We start from the raw sequence: 16,318 nt of genomic DNA, 5'->3' as shown, positions 1-16,318 counted from the left end.
CATTTCGAACGTGTGACGAAATCTCGAACAGTCGAACAGAGTCGCAGAAGCAGCCGCAGAGCACGACAAGGGGCAATTTCCGTGCGCATCACCGGAATCAGTACACACGTGGTCGGGACACCCTGGCGCAACCTGACCTACGTCCAGGTGCACACCGACGAAGGCATCACCGGAGTCGGCGAGACCCGCATGCTGGGACACACCGACGCGCTGCTCGGCTATCTGCGGGAGGCGGAGGCCAACCACATTCTCGGCTCCGACCCGTTCGCTGTCGAGGATCTCGTCAAGCGCATGAAGTACGGCGACTACGGGCGGGCCGGCGAGATCGTCATGTCCGGCATCGCCGTGATCGAGATGGCGTGCTGGGACATCAAGGGCAAGGCCCTGGGCGTACCCGTGTGGCAGCTGCTCGGCGGCAGGGTCACCGACCGCGTGAAGGCGTACGCGAACGGCTGGTACACCACGGAGCGCACTCCGGAGGCGTACCACAAGGCCGCGCAGGGGGTCGTCGCGAGCGGTTACAAGGCGCTGAAGATCGACCCGTTCGGCACGGGTCACTTCGAGCTCGACCACGAGCAGTCCCTGTACGCGGTCTCGCTGATCGAGGCGGTCCGGGACGCGATCGGTCCCGACACCGAGCTGATGCTGGAGATGCACGGCCGTTTCTCGCCGGCCACGGCCATCCGGCTCGCCCGCGACCTCGCGCCGTTCAAGCCGGCCTGGCTGGAGGAGCCGGTCCCGCCGGAGAACCTGAAGGCGCTGGAGAAGGTGGCGGCGAAGGTCGACATCCCGGTCGCGACCGGTGAGCGCATCCACGACCGCATCGAGTTCCGCGAACTGTTCGAGAGCCAGGCCGTGGACATCATCCAGCCGGACGTCGGCCATCTGGGCGGCATCTGGGAGACCCGGAAGCTCGCGGCGACCGCCGAGACCCACTACATGCTGGTCGCCCCGCACAACGTGGGCGGTCCCGTGCTGACCGCGGCGAGCCTCCAGGTCGGCTTCACCTCGCCGAACTTCAAGATCCTGGAACACTTCAACGACTTCGCGGACGCGGACATCAAGAAGGTCGTGAAGGGCGCCCCGCAGGTCGTCGACGGCTACTTCGAGCTGTCCCACGAGCCCGGTCTCGGCGTCGAGCTGGACACGGACGCGGCGGCCGAGTTCCCGCAGCAGCAGGCGCGCTTCGACCTGTGGGCGGACGGCTGGGAGCAGCGCAAGCCGAAGGGCACCACCAAGTGACGGCGCCCGGCACCGAGTTGCCCGGCGGGCTGTGGCAGGCTGTGCACCGCCGCCGAACGGCGCTGTGCCCGCGTGCCGCGGCGGACCGGAGGGGACACCGCTCCTCCGGTACCCCGGCCCGCCCCACCGCCACGGAGCAGTCATGAGCGCCTCCAGCCAGGCCGTCGTCATCGAGGGGCCGGGCGAGCACCGGCTGGCCCCGCACGAGCCCACGGCGCCCGCCGCCGGCGAGGCCCTCGTACGCGTCCACGCGAGCGGGATCTGCGGCAGTGACCGCGAGGTGTACCAGGGCAACCGGCCCGAGGGGTACGTCCGCTATCCGCTGACGCCGGGCCACGAGTGGTCCGGCACGGTCGAGGCGGTCGGCAGCGGGGTTCCGCGAGGGCTGGTCGGCCGCAAGGTGGTGGGCGAGGGTTTCCGCAACTGCCAGGTCTGCGACCGCTGCCACGAGGGCGAGACGACGTTGTGCACGGCCGGCTACGAGGAGACGGGCTTCACGCAGCCCGGCGCCATGGCCGGCACGCTCACCCTGCCCGCCCGGCTGCTGCACGTGCTGCCCGACGACGCGGACCTCACGGCGGCGGCGCTCCTGGAGCCCGCGGCCTGCATCGCGGCGGCGGCCCTCAAGGCGGGCGCCCGGCCCGGTGAGCGGGTGGCGGTCGTCGGCACCGGGACGCTCGGCATGTTCGCCGTGCAGTTCCTGCGGGCGGCATCGCCCTCGGAGCTGCTCGTGGTGGGCACCCGCCCGGACCGCGAGGAGCTCTCCCGGACCTTCGGCGCCACCGATTTCCGTACCCGGGACCAGGAGCTGCCCGACGACTTCGACGTGGTGATCGAGACCGCCGGGTCGGCGACCGCCGCGACCACCGCCGCCGCCCTGCTCAGGCGCGGCGGACGGCTGGTGCTCACGGGCATCCCCGCGTCGGGCGCCGAGGGTCTCGACCCGACCGATCTCGTCGTACGGCAGCTGGAGGTGCACACCGTGTTCGGGGCGCCGCCGGAGGCGTGGGCGCACACGGTACGGGTCTTCGGCGCCGGTCTGCTCGATCCGCTGCCGCTGGTCACCCATGAACTGCCGTTGGACGAGTTCGCCCATGCCATCGAGCTGGTCGGTTCGGGCGATCCGAAGGTCGGCAAGGTGCTGCTGCGGCCCTAGGCCGTGTCCGCGGCACCGGTCGCCGGCCCCCAGATCCGTACGCCGGTGCGGAGACCTGACGCTCCGTACCGGCGTACCTCCACCGACACGAACCATGTCCGACATATCGAACGCATACTGTGCCAGACCTAAGGAAAGCCCGTGACCGACGCCTCTCCCAGAGTGCCCCGTCGACCCGGTGAGCAGGCGCTCGCCGCGCTCGGCCTGGGCGCGCCCGCCCTGTCCCCCGCCGACGCCTCACCGCACGCCTTTCCGGGCGGCGGCCGCTGGCGCACCGAGATTCCCTCGTGCGAAGGCCCCGAGGCACTGGCCGTGGTCCTGAAGGAGTCCTCGCGGCTCGATGTGCCGATCCACCGGATCAGCCAGGGCAGCGGCATCTGGATGCTGACCGACGCCGAGATCACCGAGATGGTCGACGCCACCGCCGAGCGCGACATCGAGCTGTGCCTCTTCACCGGCCCGCGCGGCACCTGGGACATCGGCGGCTCGACCCGTACCGACTCGGGGGGCGCCGGCACCCGGGCCCGGGGTCACGATGCGGTCGCGGGCTGTCTCGAAGACGCCGTGCGCGCAACGGAGTTGGGCGTAAAGTGCCTCCTCGTGGCTGACGAGGGCGTGCTGTGGACTCTGCACAGGGCACGTGTCGCCGGGATCATCCCGGCCGACACCACGCTCAAGGTCTCGGCGCTCATCGGTCCGGTCAACCCGGCCGCGTACGCCGTGTACGAGCAGCTCGGCGGGGACTCGATCAACGTGCCCAGCGATCTCACGCTGGACCACCTGACGGAGATCCGCAGGGTCAGCGCAGCCCCCATGGACATGTACATCGAGGCTCCCGACGATCTCGGCGGCTACGTGCGCATGTACGAGGTCGCCGAGCTGATCCGGCGCGGCGCACCGCTGTACCTGAAGTTCGGCCTGTCCAAGGCTCCCGGGATCTACCCGTACGGCCACCACCTGAGGGACCTGACACTGTCCACGGCACGGGAGAGGGTGCGGCGCGGTCGGCTCGCCCTGGACCTGCTGGCGCGGCACGGGGCGGACGGCGACATGGCGCCGCTCGGCTCCCGGCTGCCGGGAACACTCCAACGGTTTGACATTCCCTCATAACGTTCCGAACACACCCCCTTCACAAAAGACGACGCGGCCGAACACAATCCCACACACCTCTTCTCGGTCGTTCCTCGCTCCACGTCTCCACAACTGAAGACCGAGCCCCCGTCAGAGCATCAAGGATGATGATCATGCGCAATCGCAAGGCAGCCCTCTCCGCCATAGCCGCGGCAGCCTCCCTCGCCCTCACCCTCTCCGCCTGCGGGCAGGACAGCGAGGGCGGCAGTGAGGGCGACAAGGGAGAGTCGAAGAAGGGCTCCACCGTCGGTATCGCCATGCCGACCAAGTCCTCGGAGCGCTGGATCGCCGACGGCGCCAACGTCGAGAAGAACCTCAAGGCGGCGGGGTACAAGACCAAGCTCGCCTTCGGCGAGGACGACCCCGACACGCAGGTCTCGCAGATCGAGAACATGATCACGCAGGGTGTGTCCGCGCTGATCATCGCGGCGATCGACAACAAGTCGCTCGACAACGTTCTCCAGCAGGCCAAGGAAGCCGACATCCCGGTCATCTCCTACGACCGCCTGATCCTCAACTCGCCGAACGTCGACTACTACGCGTCGTTCGACAACGAGAAGGTCGGCGAGCTCCAGGGCGGCTACATCGTCGAGAAGCTCGGCCTGAAGGACGGCTCCAAGAAGGGCCCGTTCAACGTCGAGCTGTTCGCCGGCTCCAACGACGACAACAACACCCAGTACTTCTTCAAGGGCGCGATGAACGCCCTGCAGCCGTACATCGACAAGAAGCAGATCGTCGTCAAGTCGGGCCAGACGAAGCTCAACCAGGTCACCACCCTGCGCTGGGACGGCGGCACCGCCCAGAAGCGCATGGACGACCTGCTGACCTCGGCGTACAAGAACGCCAAGGTCGACGCGGTGCTCTCGCCCTACGACGGCATCTCCATCGGCATCCTGTCCGCGCTCAAGTCGGACGACTACGGCTCCAAGAGCAAGCCGCTGCCGATCGTCACGGGCCAGGACGCCGAGGTCGCCTCGGTGAAGTCGATCATCTCGGGCCAGCAGACGCAGACGGTCTACAAGGACACCCGCAAGCTCGCCGAGGTGGCCGCGAAGATGGTCGACGCGGTGCTGAACGACAAGAAGCCCGAGACGAACGACACCAAGACGTACGACAACGGCTCGAAGGTCGTCCCCGCGTTCCTCCTGGAGCCGGTGAACGTCGACAAGAGCAACTACAAGGCGACGGTCGTCGACTCCGGTTACATCAAGGAAGCCGACCTCAAGTAACCCGCCGTCACCTAGGATTGGAAGGCACGACCATGGCGGGACCCGTCCTGGAAATGCGCTCGATCGTCAAGACCTTTCCCGGCGTCAAGGCGCTGTCGGACGTCTCTCTGAGCGTCCGTCCGGGCGAGGTCCACGCCATCTGCGGGGAGAACGGCGCCGGCAAGTCGACCTTGATGAAGGTCCTCTCCGGCGTCCATCCGCACGGGAGCTACGAGGGCGACATCCTCTTCGAGGGTGAGCCCTGTACCTTCAAGGACATCCGGGCGAGCGAGCAGCACGGCATCGTGATCATCCACCAGGAGCTTGCCCTGGTGCCCTACCTCTCCATCGCGGAGAACATCTTCCTCGGCAACGAACACGCCACACGCGGGTTCATCAGCTGGAGCGAGACGCTGAAGCACGCGACCGAACTGCTGCGGCGGGTCGGCCTCGACGAGCACCCCGACACCCGCGTCGCCGACATCGGTGTGGGCAAGCAGCAGCTCGTCGAGATCGCGAAGGCGCTGTCGAAGAAGGTGAAGCTGCTGATCCTCGACGAGCCGACGGCGGCTCTGAACGACGAGGACAGCGGCAAGCTGCTGCAGCTCATCCTGGGTCTCAAGGACCAGGGCATCACCTCGATCATCATCTCGCACAAGCTCAACGAGATCGAGACGGTCGCGGACTCGGTGACCATCCTGCGCGACGGGCGGTCCATCGAGACCCTCGACGTGAAGGCCGCGGAGACCACCGAGGACCGGATCATCAGCGGCATGGTCGGACGCGACCTCGACCACCGCTTCCCGGAGCGCACCCCGCACGAGCCCGAGGTCGGCGCGGCACCGGCCCTCGAGATCCGCAACTGGACCGTGCACCACCCGATCGACCAGCAGCGCAAGGTGGTCGACGACGTGTCGATCCAGGTGCGCCGCGGGGAGATCGTCGGTATCGCCGGGCTCATGGGCGCCGGGCGCACCGAGCTGGCGATGAGCGTCTTCGGGCGCACCTACGGCCGGTACGCGGGCGGCACCGTCCTCAAGGACGGCACGGAGATCCGTACGAAGACGGTGTCCGAGGCGGTCAAGCACGGGATCGCGTACGTGACCGAGGACCGCAAGCACTACGGCCTCAACCTCATCGACACCATCAACCGGAACATCTCGCTCAGTGCGCTGGGCAAGGTCGCCAGGCGCGGGGTGGTGGACGAGCACCAGGAGCGGCAGGTCTCCGAGGGCTTCCGCAAGTCGATGAACATCAAGGCGCCGACCGTCTTCGAACCGGTGGGCAAGCTGTCGGGCGGCAACCAGCAGAAGGTCGTCCTCAGCAAGTGGATCTTCGCCGGCCCCGACGTGCTGATCCTGGACGAGCCGACCCGCGGCATCGACGTGGGCGCCAAGTTCGAGATCTACACGGTCATCGACAAACTGGCCGCCGAGGGCAAGGCGGTCGTCTTCATCTCCTCCGAGCTGCCGGAACTGCTCGGAATGTGCGACCGCATCTACACGATGTCCGCCGGGCGGCTGACGGGTGAGGTCCAGCGGGCCGAGGCCACGCAGGAAGTGCTGATGCGCCAGATGACGAAGGACAAGAGGTAAGACCGATGAGCACGAATGTGACCGCCAAGTCCCCGGCTCCGGCACCCGCCGGCAAGGGCGGCTCGACCGGCGGCGGCGACGGCCTGCTGCAGCTGATGATGGACGGCATGCGCCGCAACATGCGGCAGTACGGCATGCTGATCGCGCTGGGCCTCATCGTGGTGCTGTTCGCGGTGTGGACCGAGGGCGACCTGCTGCTGCCGCGCAACGTCTCCAACCTGGTCCTGCAGAACAGCTACATCCTGATCCTCGCCATCGGCATGATGCTCGTCATCATCGCCGGCCACATCGACCTGTCGGTCGGCTCGCTCACCGCCTTCGTGGGCGCGGTGGCGGCGGTACTGATGGTCAACCACGACGTGGCCTGGCCGGTGGCCGTGGTGCTGTGCCTGCTCCTGGGCGCCGCCGCGGGTGCCGTACAGGGGTTCTTCATCGCCTATCTCGGCATACCGTCCTTCATCGTCACCCTGGCCGGCATGCTGCTCTTCCGCGGTCTGACGGAGATCTTCCTGGAGGGCCAGACGATCGGCCCGTTCCCCGAGGGCCTGCAGAAGGTCTCCAACGGCTTCCTCCCCGAGGTCGGCCCGGACACCAACTACCACAACCTCACGCTGCTCCTCGGCTTCGCCGTCATCGCCTTCGTGGTGCTGCAGGAGGTCCGTGACCGCAGGCGCCAGCAGGAGTTCGCGCTCGAGGTGCCGCCCACCAAGCTGTTCCTGCTGAAGATCGTGGCCCTGGTCGCCGCCGTGCTCACGGTGACGATGATGCTCGCCAGCTACAAGGGCGCCCCGGTGGTGCTGCTCATCCTCGGCGTCCTCGTCGTCGGCTTCGGCTATGTGATGCGCAACGCCGTCATCGGCCGTCACGTGTACGCCATCGGCGGCAACCTGCCCGCGGCGAAGCTGTCCGGTGTGCGGGACAAGAAGGTCACCTTCCTGGTCTTCCTCAACATGGGCATGCTCGCGGCGCTGGCCGGCCTGGTCTTCGCGGCCCGCTTCAACGCGGCCTCGCCGAAGGCCGGTGTGAACTTCGAACTGGAGGCGATCGCCGCGTCGTTCATCGGCGGCGCGTCGATGAGCGGCGGCGTGGGCACGGTCCTCGGCGCGATCATCGGTGGTGTCGTCCTGGGCGTGCTCAACAACGGCATGAACCTCGTCGGTGTCGGCAGTGACTGGCAGCAGGTCATCAAGGGTCTGGTGCTGCTCGCGGCGGTCGGCTTCGACGTCTGGAACAAGCGCAAGGTCGGTTCGTAACGCGCGGGTGGGGCCCCGCGGACGTACCGTCCGCGGGGCCCCATTTTTCTTTGTGCTTTTCTTTGTGCGCGCCCCTCGCGCCAGGAACAGCCACGCTTCGGGAAGACAGGAACCGGTGAAAGAACTCTTTGGCGAACTCGCCGACGGAACGAAGGTCCACCGCTGGTCGCTGGAGAACGGCGGCACCCGGCTGAAGGTCCTCAGTTACGGCGGCATCGTCCAGTCCCTGGAACTCCCCGACCGCCGCGGCCGGTACGCGGGCATCTCGCTCGGCTTCGACACCCTCGGCGCCTACGAGACGTCCAGCCCCTACTTCGGCGCCCTCATCGGCCGGTACGGAAACCGCATCGCGAAGGGCAGGTTCGCCCTCGACGGCGAGGAGCACCGGCTGCCCGTGAACGACGGCGGCCACAACCTGCACGGCGGGCCGGAGGGCTTCGACCGGCGGGTCTGGGACGTCGAGGAGTTCACGTCCGGCTCCGACGTCGGCCTGGTCCTGCGCCGCACCAGCCCCGACGGTGAGATGGGCTACCCCGGCACACTGACGGCGAAGGTCACCTACACCCTCACCGGGCAGGGCGACTGGCGCATCGACTACGAGGCGACCACCGACCGGGCCACCGTCGTCAACCTGACCAGCCACGTGTACTGGAACCTGGCCGGCGAGGGCGCGGGCTCCGTCCACGACCACGAGCTGATGGTCGCCGCGTCCCGCTACACGCCGGTGGACGCGGGTCTCGTCCCGACCGGCGAGCTCGCCGACGTCACGGGCACACCCTTCGACTTCCGTACGCCGAAGGCGGTCGGCGCGGATCTGCGGCGGGCCGAGCCACAACTCCTGCACGCCAAGGGCATCGACCACAACCTGGTCCTGGACAAGGGCCCGACCGGGGAACCCGAGCACATCGCGACCCTCCGGGAGCCCGTCTCGGGCCGCACCCTGCGGATCGCGACGACCGAGCCGGGCGTGCAGCTCTACACCGGCAACTTCCTGGACGGCACTCTGGTCGGCCCGAGCGGCGGTGCCTACCGGCAGGGCGACGCGGTGTGCCTGGAGACCCAGCACTTCCCCGACTCACCGAACCGCCCGGAGTTCCCCTCGACCGTGCTCAGGCCGGGCGAGACGTACCGGTCGGCGACGGTTCACTCGTTCACCTTGTGACGTGTCTCCACAGGTGGTTCACAACTTCCACATCCGTTCACAGTCGTTGAACAGGGACACACGGCCACCCGTACTAAGGGGAGGCCCGCGTATCCCCGCTCGGGCCGCCCCTCAAGGACGGAGGGTCCATGGCCGACAATGTCACCTCGCTGTTCCGCACCGGCGCGCACAGCCCCTCGATGGCCGCGCTGGCACGCGAGAGCGGGGAGGCGGGTCCGCTGGACTTCTGCATCCCGTGCAATCCGTACTTCCCCACGCCCGCGATGTTCGACGAGCTGACCCACCGGCTGCGCGACATCATCACGTACTACCCGAGCAGCGCGGACACGATCACCGGTGAACTGTGCAACCTGCTCCAACTGCCGCCGCAGTGCGTGGCGATGGGCAACGGGTCCACGGAGCTGATCACCTGGATCGACCACCTGCTGGTCCGGGAGTCGCTCGCCATCCCCGTCCCCACCTTCGGCCGCTGGACCGACCAGCCGCTGGAGACCGGCAAGCGCGTCGACATGTTCCCGCTCCAGGAGAGCAACGGCTTCGCGCTCGATCCGGCGCAGTACATCCAGTTCATCCGCTCCCGGGGGACCCGCGCGGCCGTCATCTGCAACCCGAACAACCCCGACGGCGGCTTCCTGCCCCGGCAGACGGTCCTGGCCTTCTGCGACGCGCTCGCCGACCTGGACCTGATCGTCATCGACGAGTCGTTCCTGGAGTTCGCCGACGCGGAGAACGAGCCGAGCATCGTCGAGGACGCCGTGATGCGGCCCAACGTCATCGTCCTGCGCAGCCTCGGCAAGAACTTTGGCCTGCACGGCGTGCGGTTCGGCTACATGGTGGCCAACCCGGGCCTGGCGGGCCGGATCCGCTCGATGCTGCCGAAGTGGAACCTCAACGCGTTCGCGGAGACCGTGGTGTTCATGCTCAGGGACCACGGCCCCGAGTACGTGGAGAGCCTGCACATGGTGCGCCGCGACCGGCTCGACATGGCGCGCCAGCTCTCCACGCTGCCCGGCCTCACGGTCTACCCCTCGCAGGGCAACTTCCTCTTCGTACGCCTGCCCGTGGGCGCCGAGGGGACCGTGGTCCGGGACCGGCTGCTCACCGAGCACCGGATCCTGGTGCGCGAGTGCGGCAACAAGATCGGTTCGTCCAGTCGCTTCCTGCGGCTCGTGGTGCGCCCCCAGGCGGACGTACGACGCCTGGTGTCCGGCCTGGAGTCGGTGCTCTACGGGACCACCAGGAGGGGCGCCGCCGCCGTGCCCGAGCTGGGCGCCGGTGCGGGCTACAGCTCCGGTACGGCGGCGGTCGACCGGCTCGTCGGCTCGACCAACGGGCAGGGGTACCCGGGGCTCGCCGGCGCGGCGAACGGGATGGTGCCGCAGCCGCAGCCGTTGACCGCCGGGGCGGGGGCGATGGCGGGCCAGCCGCAGCCGGTACCGGTGCCCCAGCCCGTACCGCAGCAGCTGCCCCAGCCGGTACCGCAGCCGCCGGTGCCGATGCAGATGCCACAGCCGGTCGTCGCCGCCGCTGTCGCCCCCGCGAACGGGATGGTCGGGCAGCCGCAGCCGATGACCGCCGCGCAGGCCCGTGGCACGACGGGGATGCCGGGCGGGCTGACCGCGGTGGCCGCGCAGGGGCAGCCGCAGGGGTTTCCGCCGCCGCCCCAGCCGCAGCCGGCCGGGGGGTGGCCGAACGTGCCGGGCGCCTCCGGCACGAACTGGCCTGCGGCCGGCGGGCCCGGGCGGGTGGGCTGAGCCCCGCGCTCGCCTCACCGCCGGTGGGGGCAGCCCCTTAAACGGCGCGGGGAACTGCGCAGTCTTTTAGGGGCGCGGGGAACTGCGCAATCCCTTGCCCGAGCCCCCACCCGGCGGCAGCCGACCGCGTGCGTTGTTCGTCGACCGCGGCCCGGTGGGGGCTGTTCGCGCAGTTCCCCGCGCCCCCTAAGGGGCCGGGGTGAGGCGCCACTGTTGGCAGGTGTTGTTCAGCCAGGTCCACTGGCGGACGTCGGCCCCGTCCGCCGCGGAACAGTCGGCGACATCGGCGACCTTCCCGGTGGCCTCGTTCACCACCCGTACGTACCCCCCGCTCGTGACCAGGAACCGGAACCGCTGGCACGTGTTGTCGAGCCACGCCCACTGCCGCAGGTCCGCCCCGTCCGCGGCGGAGCAGTCCGCCGTGTCCAGCACCTTCCCGGAGGCCACGTTCACCAGACGGCTGGTGTCGTCGCCCCGGTCCTCCACCCGCCACTTCTGGTGGTTGCCGCCGTTGCAGGCGTACTGCTGGACGTTGGCCCCGTCGGCGGTCGAACCACCCGCCACCTCAAGGCACCTGCCGCTGTTGCGGTTGGTCAGCGTGTAGGCCGTCGAGGTGCTCGACGGCTCCCCGGACGGCCCGGCCATGCTCGTGCCGAGCCCGACCGGCGTGCCGAGGTTCGGCGACCCGTCCGCGTTCCACGTGAACTTCTGCGCCCGCGTGGTGCGCCCGTTGTCGCAGCCGTCGCCCGCGCTGTCGTTGGCGTGGTAGACGATCCAGCTCTCGCTCCCGTCGGGCGAGGTGAAGAACCCGTTGTGCCCGGGCCCGTACACCCCGGCGGCGTCGTTGCGCTGGAAGACCGGCGTGGACTTCTTCGTCCAGGAGGACGCGGCCAGCGGGTTCGACCCGGTCAGCGTCAGCTGCCCGAGCTTGTAGTCGGGTGTCCAGCACCCGCTCGCCGAGTAGATGATCCGCGTCACCCCGCCCCGCTGCAGCACTTCGGGCCCCTCGTTCACCGTCCCGCCCGACCTCTCCCAGTCGTACGTGGGCGTGGAGATCGTCGAGAAGGAACCGCTGAGCGTGTACGGGTTGGACATGGGCGCGATGACGAGGTTCTGCGTGCCCCCGCTCGCGCTGCCCAGCAGATACAACTGCCCGTTCACGTTCAGCACGCTCGGATCCAGCATCCAGGAGCTGTTCAGCTGGTTCCGGTACGTGTACGGGCCCATCGGGTCGGAGCCCGAGCTCTCCAGGACGTGGGTGCGCTGGGTCGGGTTGTAGTCGGAGACGTTCTGTCCGGCCACGAAGTAGAGGTACCACCGGCCGCCGGAGTAGAAGAGCTCGGGCGCCCAGATGTTGCAGCAGCGCGAGGCCGCGTCGCCCTTCCACACCTGCACGCTGGGCGCGGTCGCGAGCCCGCCCAGGGTCGGCGACTTGCGCATGGTGATGACGTCGGTCCAGCTCGTCGTCACCAGGTAGTAGTTGCCGTCGTGGTACGAGATCCAGGGGTCGGCGCCCTTCACCGACTTGACCGGGTTGGTGAAGGTGGCGGCGCTCGCCGACGACTGCCCCAGGGACAGGGCGAGCAGCAGCGCGGCCAGCAGGGTCAGTAGGCGACGGGCCATCCGCTGCTCCAGTTCAGGAGGTTGATGCCGAGCTTGGGAGTGCCGTTGTCCTGGCCGTCGTAGTAGTGGTAGACGATCAGGTCGCCGTCCACGTCCGCGAGGATCGACTGGCCGCCGGGGCCGATGTACCGGCCGTGCGACTCCAGCACGGGCGTGCCGCCGTTGTTCGTCATGGCGACGCCGTTCTTGTCGTAGTAGGGCCCGGTGACGCTGGTGGCGCGGCCGACCTTGACCTTGTAGGTCGAGTTGGTGCCGGCGCAGCAGGTGTCGTACGAGGCGAACAGGTAGTAGTAGCCGTTGCGCTTGACGACGGACGGCGCCTCGACGGCCTTGGTGCCGGTCGGCCGGGACGCGATAGAGTAGCGCGTGGTGTTGGACGAGAGCTGCTTGCCGGTCGAGGGGTTGAGCTGGATCATCTTCAGCCCGGTCCACCAACTGCCGAACGACAGCCACCACTTGCCGTCGCCGTCGACGAAGAGGTTCGGGTCGATGGCGTTGTGGTCGCTGGAGGTGGTGGTGGAGTGGACGACACCCTGGTCGCTCCAGGAGCCGGGCAGCCCGGTCGACGAGGTGGCGAGGCCGATGGCCGACTTGTTCGAGCCGAAGGTCGAGACGGCGTAGTACATCAGGTACCTGCCGCCCTGGTACGAGATGTCGGGCGCCCACGCCTCGGTCGCGTACCCCGACCACCAGCCCGGTTTGCTGCCGAAGGCGTCGGCGCCCGCGCTGAAGGCGATGCGGTTGCCGGACGTCTTGTGACTGATGCCGCCGCCGGTCGCGTACAGCAGGTACTGGCCCGACGAGGTGCGGATCATCGTCGGGTCGTGGACGACGGTCGAGCCGGTGACGCTGCCCGGGTTCGGGTACGCGGAGGCGGTGGTGGGGACGAGGGCGAGCAGGACGGCGGCGGGGAGCGCGAGGAGTGCCGTCCTGCGGGCCCTGCCGGAGGTACGGGTGCTACGGGAGGTACGGGAGGTGCGACTCACGCGAGTCCTCCTACGTGGGGGTGAGTGGGGGGGAAGTGCGAGAAGTGCCGCTCGCGCTCGTTCGACATCACGAACGTTGGTCACCACTTCGAACGGGAACGTAGAATCGAACCCCGCGCGCGTCAACGGTTGGCGCAGCACCTCGCACCCCGGTAAGCATCGAAAGTTTTTCGACACCCCGGCCGCCTCACAACGGACTTGACGTCCCGTCACGTCGCCGACCCACAAGGACAGGGGCGAAGCCCCGTCCTTCAGGGGCGCGGGGAACTGCGCGACCGGCCCCCACCGGCCCGAGGTCAGAACTCGACCGAACCCCCGCGGCCATGGCTACGGCTACGGCTACGGCTGCGGCTCAGAACGCGCATCCCCCGCGCATCCACAGTCCGCACCTGCAGCGACCCACACCCGCACCGCGTCCAGAGCGTGTGACCGCCCGCGGTGCCGTGCCGGGACACCACCTGGAACGGCTCGGCGCGATCGGGCCGACCGCAGTACGGGCATGCCTCGACGACGGGTGTGGAGTGTGCCGGGCCGGTCATCTCTGGCTCCTCGCATGGGGGTTCGGCTCCGGGCGCGTGGGGCTGCTCGCACAGTTCCCCGCGCCCCTCAGAGCCAGGGTGCGCCCGACGACCCTGTGCGTCCAGGTTGACTTTCCGGACGTGACCTTGAAGCGTGGACTTCATGATTGATCTGCGCCGGCTTCATGTCCTGCGGGCCGTCGAGCACTACGGCACGGTGACCGCCGCCGCCCGCGCCCTGCACCTGACGACGTCGGCCGCCTCCCAGCAGGTCCGCCAGCTCGCCCGTGAACTGGGGGTCGACCTGCTGGAACCGCAGGGGCGCGGCGTACGGCTGACCCCGGCCGCACGCAGTCTGATCACGCACGCCGACGCGATCCAGGCCCGCTGGGACCAGGCGGAGCTCGACCTGCGGGCCGACCACGAGGAGCCGGCCGGAGTGCTGCGGGTGAGCGGGGTCCCGACGGCCGTCTCGGTGCTGCTGGCCCCGATGGCGGCCCGGCTGCGCGCCCGCCATCCCCGGCTCTCCGTGCGGATCCAGGAGGCGGCCGTCCTGGAGGGCTTCGACCTGCTCTTCGAGGGCGGGACCGACCTCGCGATCGTCGAGGTGACCCCGCGCAACCCGCCGCTCGCCGATGCCCGGTTCGACCAGCGACCGCTCCTCGACGACCCCTTCGACCTGGTCGTGCCCGACACGCACCGGCTGGCGGGCCGCGACCGCATCGACCTCGCGGAGGCCGCGCGCGAGGACTGGATCGCGCCGGTCGAGGACAGCCCCTGCCGCCCGCACGTGCTGTCCACGTGCGGTGCCGCGGGCTTCACCCCCGACGTCGTCCACCTGGCGATGGACTGGAACGTCATGGCCCACCTCGTCGCCCACGGCCTCGGTGTCGCGCTCATCCCCCGGCTCGCCCAGCTGACACCGCACCTGCCGATCACGCGCGTACGGTGCACCGGGGACCCGCACCGCAAACTCCTCACGTGCACCAGGGCCGGGGGCCGTCAACGCCCCGCCGTCGCGGCGGCGTTGGCCGAACTGAGCGCACTGGCACCGACAGCGGTGGCGTGACCGGTTCGGCGGGGCGCACTAGGGTGGCCCCCCTGTCGAACCGTCGACGCGCGGCAGGGAGGGTGAGTGGACCGTGGAGGTGCTGGGGCACGGGGAAGGCGTGGCCGAACTGCTGCGGCTCGTACGGCGGCAGGGCGGCCCGGCCGAGGTGCTGGAGCTGCTCGCCCGGCGGACCGGAGCGCACGTCGCGTGGATCGGACGCGAGAGCGCGGTCGAGGCGGCCTCGGCCGGCTTCCCCCGCCGGCTGGCGGGCGCGCTGACGGAGCACCTGGAGCGCCTGGCCGAAGGACGCGTGGCCGCCGTCACGACCCGCGTCGGCGAGCTGGAGGTCCATCTCCAGACCTTCGGCGGGCGCGAGCCGCGTCCGGTCCTGGTGACCGTCGGCGCGTCGGCGCTGGGGCGGGAGGCGGCCACGCTGGTCTCGCAGGCCGGCGGCATCCTCGACCTGCTGAGCCGGGCCTCGCAGGCCGACGGCGGCACCCGGGGCTACGAGGCGAAGGCGGCGCAACTGCGGTTCGCGGTACTGACCGCGCTGCTGGAGGGGAACGTCACCATGGCGCGGCGGATGACCACCGGTGACGTCCCGCCGCTGCTGGACGCGGAGCGCGTGCGGGTCCATCTCCTGCACTGCCCGCCCGCCGACCGTGACCGGCTGACCAGGACCTATCTGGACCCGGCGGGCTATCACGGGCCGGGGCTGATGGTGAACTGCCCGGTGTTCAAGGAGCAGTTGATCTGCCCGGTCGCCGACGACCCGGGACTCGGCGGCCGGTTCCGGCAGGGCGAGGTGTTCCGCCGACTCGTCGAGGAGAACCCCGGGTACGCGCTGGGCGTCAGCAGGCCGCACCCGCTCGCCGCCACCGCGGCCGCCTACGGCGAGGCCGTGCACGCCCTGGCCGTCGCCCGCAACTCCCCCGGCCGCCTCGCCGCCTACCGCGGACGGCCCTCACTGGCGCACGTACTGCCCCGCCGTGCGGCCCTCGCCTGGGCGCGCGCCCATCTGGAGCCGCTGCGGACCGTCCCCGAGCCCACCCTGGACGTCATCCGCCTGGCCGTGACGTTCTCCCGGTCCGGCGTGGCCCGCCTGCTGCACCTCAGCCGCACCACCGTCACCGCCCACTGCCGCCGGGCGGAGGAGGCCATGGGCATCGACCTCGGCGAGGTCCGCACCCGGGCCACGCTCGATCTGGCGCTGTCCCTCACCGCCCTGCGGTCCGACCCCGCCGACACCGTCCAGCGGGTCGCGCCACCGCTCGGCGAGCTGCTGCGCGCCGCCCCCGCCACGGCATGGGCGGAATCCTTCCTGCGCCCGCTGCGCGACACCCGCCACCGTGCTCCGTACCGCACCCTGCAAGCCTGGACGGACGCCAACACCGACGCCCGGCGCACGGCCGCGCACCTGGGTCTGAGCCGCAACACGGTCCGTGCCCACCTGCGCGCCGCCGAGCGCCTCCTCAACCGGGATCTGCTGACCACCGGTTCGGGCGTCCACGACGTCGTGCACGCCCTGCGCGTGACGGGTGCGCAGCGTGCACAGCAGCCCGCCGAATCTGGGCAGTGTGCACGGTGGTCGCCGGCGGACGTCGCCTCCTAACGTGCGGAGTACGCGGCGAATGGCCCA

The 16,318-nt window shown here is 69.8% G+C and carries 13 protein-coding genes; 10 read left to right on the top strand and 3 right to left on the bottom strand.

The window, feature by feature from the left end:
* Nucleotides 1-81 precede the first annotated feature (81 nt).
* The 8 genes from ACFYXC_RS02790 to ACFYXC_RS02755 all read left to right on the top strand — a co-directional run bounded on the left by ACFYXC_RS02790 (nt 82) and on the right by ACFYXC_RS02755 (nt 10,501).
* On the top strand, nt 82-1,242 hold the full coding sequence (locus ACFYXC_RS02790) for a mandelate racemase/muconate lactonizing enzyme family protein (protein WP_389546081.1): 1,161 nt from the start codon (nt 82-84) through the stop codon (nt 1,240-1,242).
* A 142-nt stretch (nt 1,243-1,384) separates the two neighbouring features.
* Nucleotides 1,385-2,398 (top strand): zinc-binding dehydrogenase, encoded by a 1,014-nt coding sequence (locus ACFYXC_RS02785; RefSeq protein WP_389546078.1) that lies wholly within the window; start codon nt 1,385-1,387, stop codon nt 2,396-2,398.
* Nucleotides 2,399-2,539: 141 nt separating this feature from the next.
* On the top strand, nt 2,540-3,508 hold the full coding sequence (locus ACFYXC_RS02780; RefSeq protein ID WP_388908592.1) for a hypothetical protein: 969 nt from the start codon (nt 2,540-2,542) through the stop codon (nt 3,506-3,508).
* 134 nt (nt 3,509-3,642) lie between these two features.
* Nucleotides 3,643-4,758: a multiple monosaccharide ABC transporter substrate-binding protein gene (chvE, locus tag ACFYXC_RS02775; protein ID WP_388908594.1), complete on the top strand. Its 1,116-nt coding sequence runs from the start codon at nt 3,643-3,645 to the stop codon at nt 4,756-4,758.
* A gap of 32 nt (nt 4,759-4,790) precedes the next feature.
* A complete protein-coding gene (mmsA, locus tag ACFYXC_RS02770) occupies nt 4,791-6,332 on the top strand; it encodes a multiple monosaccharide ABC transporter ATP-binding protein (RefSeq protein ID WP_389546074.1) in 1,542 nt (513 codons plus the stop codon).
* A gap of 5 nt (nt 6,333-6,337) precedes the next feature.
* A complete protein-coding gene (gene mmsB, locus ACFYXC_RS02765; protein WP_388908598.1) occupies nt 6,338-7,585 on the top strand; it encodes a multiple monosaccharide ABC transporter permease in 1,248 nt (415 codons plus the stop codon).
* A gap of 52 nt (nt 7,586-7,637) precedes the next feature.
* Nucleotides 7,638-8,747, top strand: a complete 1,110-nt coding sequence (locus ACFYXC_RS02760) for an aldose epimerase family protein (protein WP_389546070.1) — start codon at nt 7,638-7,640, stop codon at nt 8,745-8,747.
* A 128-nt stretch (nt 8,748-8,875) separates the two neighbouring features.
* Nucleotides 8,876-10,501: a pyridoxal phosphate-dependent aminotransferase gene (locus tag ACFYXC_RS02755; RefSeq protein ID WP_389546067.1), complete on the top strand. Its 1,626-nt coding sequence runs from the start codon at nt 8,876-8,878 to the stop codon at nt 10,499-10,501.
* Nucleotides 10,502-10,687: 186 nt separating this feature from the next.
* On the opposite strand, the gene ACFYXC_RS02750 is transcribed toward ACFYXC_RS02755, so the two are convergent.
* From ACFYXC_RS02750 to ACFYXC_RS02740, 3 genes are all read right to left on the bottom strand, one after another.
* Complete coding sequence (locus tag ACFYXC_RS02750; RefSeq protein WP_389546064.1) at nt 10,688-12,124, bottom strand: family 43 glycosylhydrolase; 1,437 nt, start codon at nt 12,122-12,124, stop codon at nt 10,688-10,690.
* Nucleotides 12,106-13,110 (bottom strand): arabinan endo-1,5-alpha-L-arabinosidase, encoded by a 1,005-nt coding sequence (locus ACFYXC_RS02745; RefSeq protein ID WP_389546061.1) that lies wholly within the window; start codon nt 13,108-13,110, stop codon nt 12,106-12,108. Before ACFYXC_RS02745 ends, ACFYXC_RS02750 begins: the two co-directional genes overlap by 19 nt.
* Nucleotides 13,111-13,406: 296 nt before the next feature.
* Nucleotides 13,407-13,649 carry a hypothetical protein gene (locus ACFYXC_RS02740; RefSeq protein ID WP_389546058.1) on the bottom strand — a complete coding sequence of 81 codons (243 nt, stop codon included), beginning with the start codon at nt 13,647-13,649 and terminating at the stop codon, nt 13,407-13,409.
* 142 nt (nt 13,650-13,791) lie between these two features.
* Here ACFYXC_RS02740 and ACFYXC_RS02735 point away from each other — a divergent pair, with 142 nt between their 5' ends.
* Nucleotides 13,792-14,697: a LysR family transcriptional regulator gene (locus ACFYXC_RS02735; RefSeq protein ID WP_388909126.1), complete on the top strand. Its 906-nt coding sequence runs from the start codon at nt 13,792-13,794 to the stop codon at nt 14,695-14,697.
* A gap of 73 nt (nt 14,698-14,770) precedes the next feature.
* The gene (locus tag ACFYXC_RS02730) at nt 14,771-16,291 is read left to right on the top strand and encodes a helix-turn-helix domain-containing protein (RefSeq protein WP_389546054.1); all 1,521 of its coding nucleotides are present in this window, start codon (nt 14,771-14,773) and stop codon (nt 16,289-16,291) included.
* The last annotated feature ends 27 nt before the right edge of the window (nt 16,292-16,318 follow it).

It is taken from the genome of Streptomyces sp. NPDC002701, from assembly GCF_042889045.1.
In the GTDB taxonomy this organism is placed as follows: domain Bacteria; phylum Actinomycetota; class Actinomycetes; order Streptomycetales; family Streptomycetaceae; genus Streptomyces.
This window is presented reverse-complemented; position numbering and strand designations above follow the sequence as displayed.

Excerpts from the sequence above, each read along its gene's own strand:
- ACFYXC_RS02785 (WP_389546078.1), top strand. The coding sequence starts at position 1,385 with ATGAGCGCCTCCAGCCAGGCCGTCGTCATCGAGGGGCCGGGCGAGCAC.
- chvE (WP_388908594.1), top strand. The coding sequence starts at position 3,643 with ATGCGCAATCGCAAGGCAGCCCTCTCCGCCATAGCCGCGGCAGCCTCC.
- mmsA (WP_389546074.1), top strand. The coding sequence starts at position 4,791 with ATGGCGGGACCCGTCCTGGAAATGCGCTCGATCGTCAAGACCTTTCCC.
- mmsB (WP_388908598.1), top strand. The coding sequence starts at position 6,338 with ATGAGCACGAATGTGACCGCCAAGTCCCCGGCTCCGGCACCCGCCGGC.
- ACFYXC_RS02755 (WP_389546067.1), top strand. The coding sequence starts at position 8,876 with ATGGCCGACAATGTCACCTCGCTGTTCCGCACCGGCGCGCACAGCCCC.
- ACFYXC_RS02750 (WP_389546064.1), bottom strand. The coding sequence starts at position 12,124 with ATGGCCCGTCGCCTACTGACCCTGCTGGCCGCGCTGCTGCTCGCCCTG.
- ACFYXC_RS02740 (WP_389546058.1), bottom strand. The coding sequence starts at position 13,649 with ATGACCGGCCCGGCACACTCCACACCCGTCGTCGAGGCATGCCCGTAC.
- ACFYXC_RS02735 (WP_388909126.1), top strand. The coding sequence starts at position 13,792 with ATGATTGATCTGCGCCGGCTTCATGTCCTGCGGGCCGTCGAGCACTAC.